At 70.5% G+C, this 11,445-nt stretch carries 10 protein-coding genes and 1 pseudogene; 4 read left to right on the forward strand and 7 right to left on the reverse strand.

Annotation, left to right across the window (positions count from 1 at the left end; all coding sequences use genetic code 11):
- A pseudogene (locus AC2CHG_RS26265) lies at nt 1-757 on the forward strand (ATPase); the annotation flags it as partial.
- 46 nt (nt 758-803) lie between these two features.
- Here AC2CHG_RS26265 and AC2CHG_RS26270 read toward each other — a convergent pair.
- From AC2CHG_RS26270 to AC2CHG_RS26280, 3 genes are all read right to left on the reverse strand, one after another.
- Nucleotides 804-1,658, reverse strand: a complete 855-nt coding sequence (locus tag AC2CHG_RS26270; RefSeq protein ID WP_357208096.1) for an ABC transporter permease — start codon at nt 1,656-1,658, stop codon at nt 804-806.
- Nucleotides 1,655-2,668, reverse strand: coding sequence for an ATP-binding cassette domain-containing protein (locus tag AC2CHG_RS26275; protein WP_262014910.1), 1,014 nt, complete (start codon nt 2,666-2,668; stop codon nt 1,655-1,657). The genes AC2CHG_RS26270 and AC2CHG_RS26275 overlap by 4 nt, the downstream gene beginning before the upstream one ends.
- A gap of 184 nt (nt 2,669-2,852) precedes the next feature.
- Nucleotides 2,853-3,074 carry an NAD(P)H-dependent oxidoreductase gene (locus tag AC2CHG_RS26280; RefSeq protein WP_355507290.1) on the reverse strand — a complete coding sequence of 74 codons (222 nt, stop codon included), beginning with the start codon at nt 3,072-3,074 and terminating at the stop codon, nt 2,853-2,855.
- A gap of 622 nt (nt 3,075-3,696) precedes the next feature.
- Here AC2CHG_RS26280 and AC2CHG_RS26285 point away from each other — a divergent pair.
- Both AC2CHG_RS26285 and AC2CHG_RS26290 read left to right on the forward strand, forming a co-directional pair.
- Nucleotides 3,697-5,481, forward strand: a complete 1,785-nt coding sequence (locus tag AC2CHG_RS26285; protein ID WP_355507292.1) for a hypothetical protein — start codon at nt 3,697-3,699, stop codon at nt 5,479-5,481.
- On the forward strand, nt 5,472-5,942 hold the full coding sequence (locus tag AC2CHG_RS26290; protein WP_355507294.1) for a hypothetical protein: 471 nt from the start codon (nt 5,472-5,474) through the stop codon (nt 5,940-5,942). Before AC2CHG_RS26285 ends, AC2CHG_RS26290 begins: the two co-directional genes overlap by 10 nt.
- Before the next feature lie 51 nt (nt 5,943-5,993).
- On the opposite strand, the gene AC2CHG_RS26295 is transcribed toward AC2CHG_RS26290, so the two are convergent.
- The 4 genes from AC2CHG_RS26295 to AC2CHG_RS26310 form a co-directional block, all read right to left on the reverse strand.
- Nucleotides 5,994-6,977, reverse strand: a complete 984-nt coding sequence (locus tag AC2CHG_RS26295; protein WP_484525794.1) for an aldo/keto reductase — start codon at nt 6,975-6,977, stop codon at nt 5,994-5,996.
- A gap of 111 nt (nt 6,978-7,088) precedes the next feature.
- Nucleotides 7,089-7,943 (reverse strand): aldo/keto reductase, encoded by an 855-nt coding sequence (locus AC2CHG_RS26300; RefSeq protein WP_484525795.1) that lies wholly within the window; start codon nt 7,941-7,943, stop codon nt 7,089-7,091.
- A 114-nt stretch (nt 7,944-8,057) separates the two neighbouring features.
- Nucleotides 8,058-9,233 (reverse strand): endonuclease, encoded by a 1,176-nt coding sequence (locus AC2CHG_RS26305; protein ID WP_484525796.1) that lies wholly within the window; start codon nt 9,231-9,233, stop codon nt 8,058-8,060.
- A gap of 40 nt (nt 9,234-9,273) precedes the next feature.
- On the reverse strand, nt 9,274-10,251 hold the full coding sequence (locus tag AC2CHG_RS26310; RefSeq protein ID WP_262014905.1) for a LysR substrate-binding domain-containing protein: 978 nt from the start codon (nt 10,249-10,251) through the stop codon (nt 9,274-9,276).
- A 38-nt stretch (nt 10,252-10,289) separates the two neighbouring features.
- On the opposite strand from AC2CHG_RS26310, the gene AC2CHG_RS26315 reads away from it, so the two are divergent.
- A complete protein-coding gene (locus AC2CHG_RS26315) occupies nt 10,290-11,171 on the forward strand; it encodes a serine hydrolase (RefSeq protein WP_262014904.1) in 882 nt (293 codons plus the stop codon).
- Nucleotides 11,172-11,445: the final 274 nt, after the last annotated feature.

Here is an 11,445-nt window from a genome sequence, read left to right on the forward strand (position 1 = left end):
GGGGATGATCCAGGTGGTGGACCGGCTGGGCGCGGCGGATCCCGCCCCGGCGGCGGCGTCCGCAACGGTCGCGCCGGTGGCGGCCCGGCTCGGCGCGGGCGTTCCGGCCCTGGCCGTCGCGCCGTCGCTGCCCAGCCGGCGGGGCGCGTCGGGCCTGTCCCGGGCGGGTGTGGTGCACGGGCGGACGCCCGACCCCGGCGCGGACGTCATCCGGCCCGAGTTCCGTCCGGACGGGCCGGTGTGGCGCCTCGCGTACGACGGCGTCGTGGTGCACCTGCCCGACGCCAAAGGGCTGCACGACCTGCGCCTGCTGCTGAGCCGTCCCGGCGCGGACGTGCCCGCCGTCGAACTGCTCGATCCGGCGGCCGGTCCGGAACTCGTCGCCGCGCGCCGCCTCGGAGCCGATCCGGTGCTCGACGACGAGGCGAAGGCCCGCTACCGCCGGCACCTGCGGCGGCTCGACGACGAGATCGACCGGGCGGCGGCCAAGGACGACGGGCGGCGGCTGGCCGAACTGGACGCCGAGCGCGCGGCGCTGCTCGACCAGTTGCGTGCCGCCGCCGGGCTGGCCGGGCGCGACCGGCGACTCGGTGACCAGGCGGAACGGGCGCGCAAGGCGGTGACCGGGCGGATCCGGGACACCCTGCGCCGCATCGACGAGCGGCATCCGGCGCTCGCCGCGCACCTGCGCGAGTCGGTCACCACCGGCGGCGCCTGCCGCTACCGGCCGGCCGAGCCGGTGCCCTGGCGGCTCTGACCACCGACGGTGGCGGGGCCGCGTGGACCCCGCCACCGTCGTCGCGTCAGCGGCGGTTGTAGCGGTACATCGTCAGCGTGCCGAACACGACCACGAAGAATGCGCTCCAGAGCAGCATCCACATGGTGCTCGGGCCGTCCATCGAGCCGGCCATCGCCGCGCGGACCGAGGTGACGAGCTGGGTGATCGGGTTGATCTTGACGAACGCCTGCAGCCAACCGGGCATGGTCGACGGGTCGACGAACACGTTGCTCAGGAACGTCAGCGGGAACAGCACCATCATGCTGGTCCCCATCACCGACTTCTCGCTGCGCAGCACCAGGCCGAAGAACGTCCACACCCAGGAGAACGCGAACGAGAAGACCACCAGCAGCCCGATCCCGGCGAGCACCCCGAGCAGCCCGCCGTCGGGACGGAAGCCGAGCACCACGCCCACGGTGAGGATGACCACGGCGGCCAGGACGTAGCGCAGCACGTCGCCGAAGATCATCCCGACCAGCGCCGCCGGCCGCCAGACCGGCAGCGTACGGATCCGGTCGAAGACGCCCTTCTCGATGTCGCTGTTCAGCCCGACCCCGGTGTACATGGTGATCATCACGACGCTCGTGACCATGATGCCGGGCAGGAAGAACTGCAGGTACGCACGCGGGCTGTCGGCGAGCGCGCCACCGAACAGGTACGTGAACATCAGCACCATGATGATCGGGAACGCGGTCACGTCGAACAGCTGCTCCGGCACGTGCTTGATCTTCAGCAGCGCCCGCCAGCCGAACGTCAGCGACGCCGACAACGCGCTGGGCCGGGCCGGCCGCTCGGCCGGGGCGAGCACAGTGGCCAGCGCCTCGGCGGACGGCATGTAGACGGACGGCGACCGCCCGGTGCTGATTGCGGTGTCGCTCATCGCGCCGCCTCCAGTTCGTCGTCCCGCTCGTCCGCCGGGACGGCCGGGTGGTCGGTCAGGGCCAGGAAGACCTCGTCCAGGCTGGGCTGGCCGAGGGAGAAGTCGTCCACCACGATGCCGGCGGCGGCCAGCTCACCGAGCGCCCGCGCCGCCTGCGTACCGGCCTCCAGGTCGGTGCCGTGCTCGCCGACGCGGGCGGTCAGCGCCGCCGGATCCGCGGCGAGCTGCACCGGTACGCCGAGCGACGCCCGCAGCACCTGCTCGGCCTGCGGCCGCTGCTCCGGATCGCGCAGCCGGATGTGGACACTGCCCGCGCCGATCGACGACTTCAACTCGCCCGGGGTGCCCTCCGCGATCACCCGGCCGTGGTCGACCACAGCGATCCGGCCGGCGAGCTGGTCCGCCTCGTCGAGGTACTGCGTGGTCAGCAGCACCGTCGTGCCGTACGCCACCACCGCCCGCACGATCGCCCACACCTGGTTGCGGCTGCGCGGGTCCAGCCCGGTGGTCGGCTCGTCGAGGAACAGCAGGTCCGGCGTGTTGAGGATGCTCGCGGCGATGTCGATGCGCCGCCGCATCCCACCGGAGTACTTCTTCACCTGCCGTCCCGCCGCATCGGTCAGCCCGAACGCGGCGAGCAACTGCTCGGCCCGGTCCCGGGCGCCGGACCGGCCCAGCCCGAGCAGCCGGCCCAGCAGGACCAGGTTCTCCGCGCCGGTCAGGTCCTCGTCCAGCGAGGCGTACTGGCCGGTCAGGCTCACCCGGGCGCGCACCGCGTCGGCCTCGCGCACCACGTCGTGCCCGAAGACCCGGGCCGTGCCGCCGTCCGGGCGCAACAGCGTCGCCAGCACGCGTACGGCTGTGGTCTTCCCGGCGCCGTTCGGGCCCAGTACGCCGTAGACGGTGCCGGCGGGAACCCGCAGGTCCAGCCCGTCGAGTGCCCGGGTCGAACCGAAGGACCGGACCAAGCCCTCGGCCTCGACGGCCAGGCCGGTGTTCCGGTTGCTCATGAGTCACTACCTCTTTCGTCGGTGTAATGCCAGCAGGCGTACGGGCGCGTCGCACCAGCCCTCGCGCAATGCGAATCCCCGTCAGGACAGCCGTCGAGGAGCAGCCGGACGTCCTGTCCGATCCGTTCCCCAGAGTGGGCGAGGGCCTGCCGTTGAGCAGGCCGACGCCGACACCCCCGTACCGTCATCGCGGTGCAGCGCGGCGAGGACCGTCCGGGGTTGGTCGACCGCGTGCGCGCCGGTTGACCGGCAGCCGTATGAGACAAAGCCGACCGGTGTGGTCCTGCCATTGGTCGTACGCGACGCCTATCGCCTGTTTCAACGAAGCCGGGAAGCTGTGGTTGCACGCCGGTGTCACCACCACGAACGCTTCCGCGAGCGCCACCTGCTCCGCGAACTCCCGCACGTCGGGCGTGGGCTCGGCGGGCAGGATGGCCGAGAGGGGTCGTATGGGTCACGTCGACTTCGCGTACGTCGAGCCCGCGTGGCGGGGCGCCTGAGCGAGGAATCAGAAGCCGTTCCGGGGCGCTGCCGATGATGACGGCGAGCCGTGACGGCGTCATGCTGTCCTCCCTCTCTTCCGGCCTCACTCCTCAGGCGCCAGACGAGCCGCTAGATCAGATCTGGCGCGGCATCCCACGCGAGGATCGCCGGTGGACAACCGGCATTGGTCGATGTTCTCCCCTTGGTCGCCTGAACCGCCGATTCGCTTCCTTCGTACTACCGGATGGTGTGGGCGTTGGCCGAGTGGAGACTGGTGCTGCCCAAAGAAGGGATTCATCGAAGAGTGCCGATAACGATACGGTAACGACTGCCGTCGGACATGGATGGTCAATGTCCGGAGGGGCGGCTGATCGGGTGCTCCTGACGTGCGCAGATCTCATCGCGCGTGGCGTTTGTGGTCCGCCCTGGTGTGCCCTCGGGGCCTCGACAGGTGCCAGACCCTGTAGCAGGGTGTTGCTCTCTGCATACGGTGTGCTCTTGGTTGGGGGCGGAATTTCATGGGTCACCGCTGGGCGAGGACGGCAATGAACCTGATCATTTGCGTCGTGGCCGCACCTCTGGTGATCCTTGCCGGCAGCACGGGATGGCTGCGCCATCAGTTCGACGCGCAGGGCGGCTGGCTGGCCACCCATGGCGATTGGCTGGAAGGGGCGGCGCGCCTGTTCTTCCTCGTATTGGCTGTGGGAATTGCACTCCTCATGTTTGGCCGGCTGCGTGAGCGGCTGGCAGGGGAAACCAAGGTCGTGGAGACGCCAGTGCTGCCGTCGATCTCCACGCTTCGGCGGCTGCAGGCCGCTGCGGTGGACGGCTACCAGCAGGACGCGGATGCCGTTGCCCTGTTCGTCGAGCTAATAGTCGATCCGGGCAAATTCCGGTCCCGATTGACTGAGGCGATCGATCATGACGAACGTGCAGTAGTGCAGCAAGTAACTGTCTCGTTCTCGCTGCCTCTGCTGGACGCCAACGGTCCCCTCTACCTGCCGGTCCTCCAGCCACTCAAGGGTGAACTCGTGGACAACTTCCATATCCGCTCGGCGGCAGGTGATTCTCTGACCACCCTGTCCTACGAAGAGTCGGTTCAGTTGGCGGCCGCGGGCCTTCGCCTGTTGTTGGCGAGGATGGCCCCCAAGGCAACAGAGCTGGACGAGGCCCTGCGACTCGCGGAGTGGGCGTTGCTACAGATCATCGCCACCCGGGGTCCTCAGGTCTCACCGAGCGAGGCCGCAGCGGCCAACGGCAACATCTGGGATCTCTGTGCGGAGGTGGCCGAGGAGAAAATGGACGCGATCCTGGACGGCATCTCCTTCCCCGATGACGAAAGTCAGCGTTGCGTTCGTAAGTACGTCGCGGCGCTCAGCTCGTCTTACCCCATCATCGCTGTCGTTCCGTCGGCAGAACTTATCAGTCGTCGGGTTCTCGTGAAGTACGAGCGCACTTACATCCCGTCCTCGCTGACCGCCACATGGCGGGGCTTGCTGCGGCTTGGCCTCGGCTTGAGGCCCGATCAAGTTGCCGTCCCGCTCGACCTGGCGCTGACGGCGGACAGCTACCACCTGCGGGTGAATGCGCCGGCGAACAAGTACGTTTTGAAGCAGGTTTTGCAGTGTCGACACTGCGAATCATTGGTTGAGCGGAATTGGCGGGGGAGGCGGCCCATCGGCAAGACGGACAGATGTGCGCATGAATCCGGCCATGCCACCCAGTCCGGCCACCATTTCCGGGTGCGTCGGAAGCGTGGACAGAACTTTGTTCACGTCTATCTACGTGGGTATGCTCGACAGTCGCCGAAGATGCGAGACCTCGCGTTGTTGGCTCGCTTCAAAGAGACGCCGCCCGGCGCACGTGGCCGCGCGGCCGTGACAGCTCTCGCGACCACCCTGTTGGTGGCAGTCGTTGGAAATCTCGTCAACACGCCTCAGGGCGCACAGGTGGGCGGCCTGCCGGCGCTGATGCTGGCGTTGCCGGCGATCGCGGCCTCCTGGTTCGGCATGACCGGGGATCGTGAGACGCTCGTCGGCGGTTCTCTCCTGGCGCGTCTTTCTCTGATCACCAGCGGCATCGTTTCCGTGGCGGCCGTGGTCCTGTATCTGGGCACCTCGTCGACGGGTGCCACCACGACTACCCAAAACGACGACGTCCCCGCCCCGCTTACTTTCGTTGGAATCACTGACTGGCGCTGGATCACGTTGTGTGCCCTGTCGGCTCTCAACCTGATCTACATCTCCTATCGGTTCTCTCTGAAGCTCGTGCACTACAACGACCTGATCAAGCGCAAGGATCTCGGTGCGGGGGAGTTCGCATGGAGATGATGAGAACAGGAGTGAAAATGGACCCTTCGCACGAACCAGAGCCGAACGAGGACAGTCCTGGTGACGGCGAGCAGGCTGACCGAGTGGGGCAACCCGAGAAGTACGTCGTTGACGACGCGCTGTGGGTGGTGCCGTCCAGCAACTACATCGACCCCGGACCGCCGCTTGAGACCAGTCTGTTCGACGACCGCGGACGGCTCGATGATGCTTGGCGCTTGGCCATAGACAGCCTCCAGGCCGAGGCCGACGAGTCGGAGGAGCGCCGAAAGGAGATGGAGACGAAGGCGCAGAAGCTGATCGACGAGGCCGAGCGCTCGGCTCAGGATTTTGTGGACCGCCGACTCAAGCGCCCGACGTCAGACACGGAGGCCGCGCCTCCCGGTATCACCGGCCACCCGGTGCGGGCCGGGGTCGGTCGGGTAGCGAAAATTACCCGGCGGCTTGTGCTCCGGCACGGATGAGTCGCATCGATCGGGAGCGTCGGACAGTTCTGCGCCCTCGTCCATCAGCGGTCAGGCTGCCGAGTCCAGCCGGGTCCGCTGCTCGGCGGTCAGCTCCAGGTCGACGGCGGCCAGGCTCTCCTCCAGCTGCGCCACCGAGGAGAAGCCGACGAGCGGGATCGACGGGATGTCCCCGCCCGTCAGCCAGGCCAGCACCACCTGGTTGACGGTGGCGCCGGTCTCGGCGGCCACCGCCCGCAGCGCCTCCAGCCGGGCCGGGGTGGCCGGCAGCGCGTACTCCTCGCCGAGCCGTTCCGGCCTCGCGTACGCGCCCTTGAGCAGCGGCGAATAGGCCACCAGGGTGAGCTGCGGCTCGGTACGCAGATAGCTGAGCAGGTCCGGGCCGGCCCAGCCGACGTCGCCGTCGCGGTCCAGCTCGCTCGGCACGTCGAGACGCCGGGGCAGGTAGCTGCGGTGGTACTGGAGCACCTCGTACCCGGGCAGGCCGGCCGCGGCGGCGAGCGCGCGGGCCCGCTCCACCCGCCAGGCGCGGTGGTTGCTGGCGCCCAGCAACCCGACGGTGCCCTCGGCCACCAGCTCGGCGAATCCCTCCACGGTCTCCTGCAGCGGCACCGTGTGGTCCTCGATGTGGGCGTAGAGCAGGTCGATCCGCTCGACGCCGAGGCGCTCCCGGCTGCGTTCGGCGGACTCGCGGATCACCTTGGCCGACAGCCCTTCCGGGTTGTCGACGTAGCTGGTGCCGGGGGCGAGCGGACGGGCGCCCAGCTTCGTCGCGATGACCACCTCGTCGCCGATCCCGCGGCTGCGCCGCCAGCGGCCGAGCAGCTCCTCGCTCTCGCCACCCTGGCCCCCGTTCTGCCAGAAGGCGTAGTTGTCCGAGGTGTCGATGAAGGTGCCGCCCGCCTCGACGTACCGGTCGAGGATGGCGAACGAGGTGGCCTCGTCGGTGGCGGTGCCGAACAGCATCGCGCCGAGACTGAGCACGCTGACTTCGCGGCGGGTGGCCGGGTCCGTGCCGATGGTGCGGTAGCGCATGTCTTCCTCCCCGTCGGAGCTTTGCCGGTCACCCTGCCCCTTCGAGTGCACGCGAAGTCAACAAGCGGAGGGGCCCCGGGTCTCCCCGGGGCCCCTCCGACGTGTGACCGCTCAGTTCGGGATGTAGTCGAACTCGTCCGGGTTCGGGCCCGTCCGGCCGGCCTCGCCCCGGTCCAGCGAGGTGAGCCGCTCCATCGCGGTGTCGTCGAGCGTGAAGTCGAAGATCGCGAAGTTCTCCTCGATCCGCTTCGGCGTGGTCGACTTCGGGAAGACGATGTCGCCGCGCTGCACGTGCCAGCGCAGCACCACCTGGGCCGGGGTCCGGCCGATCTGCTCGGCCACGTCGACGACTGTCGGGTCGTCGAGCACCTTGCCCTGCGCGATCGGCGACCACGCCTCGGTGGCGATGCCGTGCGCCTTGTCGTGCGCCCGCACCTCCTCGTTGCCGAGGTAGGGGTGCGCCTCGATCTGGTTGACCGCCGGCACCACGTCCGCCTCGGCGGCCAGCCGCTCCAGGTGCGCGACCTGGAAGTTGGACACGCCGATCGACCGGACCGTGCCCGCGTCACGCAGCTCCTCCAGCACCTTCCAGGTGGAGACGAAGTCGCCGTCGTAGCGGGTGGGCAGCGGCCAGTGGATCAGGAACAGGTCGAGGTAGTCGAACTTCAGCTCCCGCAGCGACTGCTCGAACGCCTTGCGGGCGTCGTCCGGGCGGTGGAAGCCGTTGTTCAGCTTGCTGGTGACGAAGACCCCGCCGCGGTCCAGCCCGGAGGCGCGCAGCGCCTGACCCACCTCGGCCTCGTTGCCGTACATCTGGGCGGTGTCGATGTGCCGGTAGCCGACCTCCAGCGCGGTGCCCACGGCCCGGACGGTGTCCTTCGGCTCGATCTGGAAGACGCCGAAGCCGAGCTGCGGGATGGTGTTGCCGTCGTTGAGCGCGATGTCCGGAATGCCGTTCTGGGCCATGAGAGCCTCATCTCCGATCGTGCGGTGCCGGGGCGCGTCCGTGCCGACCGCCCCGGCCGTGCCAACCGGATGTCTCTACCCGCTCGCCACGCTTCCTCACATCGGTGACGAGCGTCAACCCCAGATCGACCGCGCCCACTCGGGGTGGTCGACGAACGGGTTGCGGTTGCCCTGCCAGCGCTCGTAGATGCGCTGGTTGCGGCGCTTCTCGAAGGCGTCCGGCGGATCCTGGTCGTTCCAGGCCAGCAGCTTCGACAGCCGCCCGAGGCGGGGCGCGGAGCCGTTGGAGACCGAGTCGTTCGGTTCCAGGTCCGGCCAGCCGTCGTCGCCCTCGTACCGGATCGCCATGTAGAGGATCATGCGGGCCACGTCGCCCTTCACCGCGTCGCGCGGCTCGAACGAGTCGGCGTCGGTGTAGCAGCCGGGCGCCTCGGCCACCGTGCCGCCGCCCGAGTCGAAGTCCTTGTTGCCGCGCGACGAGTTGACGGACACGTCCTCCGGGCGCAGGTGGTGCACGTCCGTGCCGGGACCGGTGGCGGTGCCGAAGTCGCCGTGCGACTTGGCCCAGACGTGCTCCCGGTTCCAGTCGTTCGCGCCGCCGCCGTTGCTCGTCTTGCTCTGCGACCGTCCGCTGTAGAGCAGGACCACGTTCGCCGGGTTGGCCGGATCCTGGTCGGTGTCCTTGAGTGCGTCCCACACCTGGTCGTAGCTGAGTTTCGTCTGCACCCTGATGATGCCGTGCAGCGCGGTGCGCAGCGCCGGCCCGGTCTTGCCGGCCGCGTTCGCGTAGTACGCGTCCGGCCCGGCGGTGCCGGTCGGGCCCGGGGTCGGCGTGGGACTCGGCGTGGCGCCGCCGCCGAGGCTCATGGCGGTCGGGTTCTTCAGCCCGCCGTGACTGAAGTACGCGGTGAGCGTGCCGGTGGCGGTCACCTGCCGTCCCCGCAGCGACGGGTTGGTGAGCAGCCCGAAGGTGCTCCGCCAGGCGGCCGTCACCTGCACGTACAGCATCCGGGCGGTGCCGGTCTCGCCGGCCTGGTCGGCGATCGCGATAGCGGTGTCGGCGGTGAAGCCCGAGGTGAGCACCGCGGTGGTGGCGGTGGGCTGGCCGATGACGTAGCCGGTGACGGTGGCCGTCCGGCCGTCCTGGGCGGCGAGCGCCTGCGCCACCGTCAGTGTGGTCGCGGCCGACGCGGCGCCGGTCACGCCGAGCGGGAACGCGACCGCGACGGCGAGCACCACCGCCGCGATCAGCCGCCCGGGTCGCGAGCGGGTGACGCACTTGATATTCATGATCAGCGATGTTAGCCGGATCGGGGTGAACTGCGGGAGGTCAGCGGGCCAACTTCTCGTCCCGGCCGGCCTCGAACAGCACCGGCCACGGCCGGGCCGCCGGGGCGAGGAGCGCCGGCCCGCCCGGTTCGTCGGGCGCGGCGAGCGTCTCGGTGGCGAGGTGGCCGAACATCGGCGCGGCCGGGTGTGCCGCACGGATCGGCCAGGCCGCGGAGATCCGCCGGACCAGCGGCGTGCCGGTGATCGGTCGCCAGGCGACACGTGGTTCCCGGCGGGCCAGCGCGGCGGGCTCGACGGCGACCGCGCCGCCGGCGAGGAGCAGACCGAACAGGAACTCCGGGTTGCGCGCGGGGCGGACCCGGGTCGGGGCGAAACCGTGCTGCCGGCACACGGTCAGCAGGTGCTCGTGCCAGCCCGGTGCGGTGGCCGGTGGCGCGGTGACCAGGTCCATGCCGGCCAGATCGGCGAGCGCGATCTCCCGCGGCCGGGCCAGCGGCGAGGCCCGGGGCAGCAGCACACCCACAGGTACGTCCACCGGCTCACCGAAGCGCAGCCCGGCCCCGTCGACCGGATGGTGCAGCAGGCCGACGTCCAGCCGCCCGTCCGCGAGCATCCGGTGCTGCTCGGCGCTCGTCAGTTCGTGCAGGTCGAGGGCGAGCCCGGGCGCGCGGGCCGCGAGCGCGTCGAGCAGCGCGCGCAACGTCACGGCCGGGGTCTCCGGGGGTACGCCGGCGCGCAGCACCCCGAGCGCGCCCCGGCGGACCCGGTCGGCGAGGTGACGCAGCCGGCGTTCACCGGCCAGCAGCTCGTCGGCCTCGCCGAGCAGCAGCTGGCCGGCGGTGGTGAGGCCGACCTGGCGCTGTGACCTGTCGAACAGGGTGACGCCCAGCTCCCGCTCCAACCGCTGGATCGACTGGCTCAGCGGCGGCTGTGCCATGCCCAGCGTCTCGGCGGCCCGGCCGAAGTGCAGTTCCCGGGCGACCACCACGAAGTGCCGCAGGTGCCGCAGCAGGTCCATCCGCGCACCCTAGCGTCGCCGCTGGTTACCGTGTCGGCGTGGATGTGGCGGAACGGGTCGGGGAGATCTTCGGGCGGGCCGGGGTGCGGGGTTGCCTGCACGTCGTGGACGTGGACGACCCGGCCGGCGGTGAGGTGGCGCTGCGCGCCGACGAGCAGATCGTCATCGCCTCCGTCTTCAAGATCATGGTGGTGCTGGAGTTCGCCCGGCAGGCGGCCGCCGGCCAGCTCGACCCGACCGAACGGGTGCTCGTCGGTGCCGCCGACCGGCTCGGCGGCTGGGGTGTGGCCGGCTGCGCCGACGACGTGGAGGTCTCCCTGCGCGACCTCGCGTACCTGGCCATGTCGGTGAGTGACAACACGGCGGCCGACCTGCTCCTGCGGCGGGTCGGGGCGGACGTGCTGCCGATGCTGGCCGCGGAGCTGGACCTGCCGCGCACCCGGATCGTCGGCGGCCCCCGGCAACTCGTCGAGACGATGCTCTCCGACGTGGGCGCACGCACCGAGGCGGACTTCGCGCGGATCTTCCCCACCCTGTCGCCCGAACGGGTCCGCGCGATGCGGGTCTTCGACCCCGAGCACACCAGCTCCAGCACCGCCCGGGAGCTGACCCGGCTGCTCCGTCTGGTGTGGCGGGACGAGGCCGGCCCGGCGCCCGCGTGCGCCATGGTCCGGGAGCTGATGGCACGGCAGCTCTTCTGGACCCGGCTGGCCGCCGGTTTCCCACCCGGGGTCCGGGTCGCCGGGAAGACCGGCACCCTGCCGGGACTGCACCTCGAAGCGGGCGTCGCGGAGTACCCCGACGGCCGCAGGTACGCGATAGCGGTGGCGGTACGCACGCAACGGCTGGCCGCCCGCCGGATCGACGTGGACCTGGCGATGGGGGAGGCGGCCCGGACCGCCGTCGATTCGTTGCGTTGATCCGGGCCGGGCCACCGGCCTGGCCTGCGGTGATATCGGTCCGGATATCGGTCGTTGCGCTCGTCGATCTTGGACATCGGCGCCGGCGGGGTGGTGGTCTGGGCCTACCGATCACCGATCCCGAACGGGGAGGACGACACATGCCCGAGAACCAGCCGTCCGGCTACGCCCGCCGTCGACTGCTACGCGACACCGCGGTCGGCGCCGCCGCCGTCACCACCGCCGGACTCGTCGCCGGCGCCCCGGCCCGCGCCGCCGGGCCGAGCCCCGTCGC

The organism is Micromonospora sp. ATLC20, assembly GCF_057196585.1.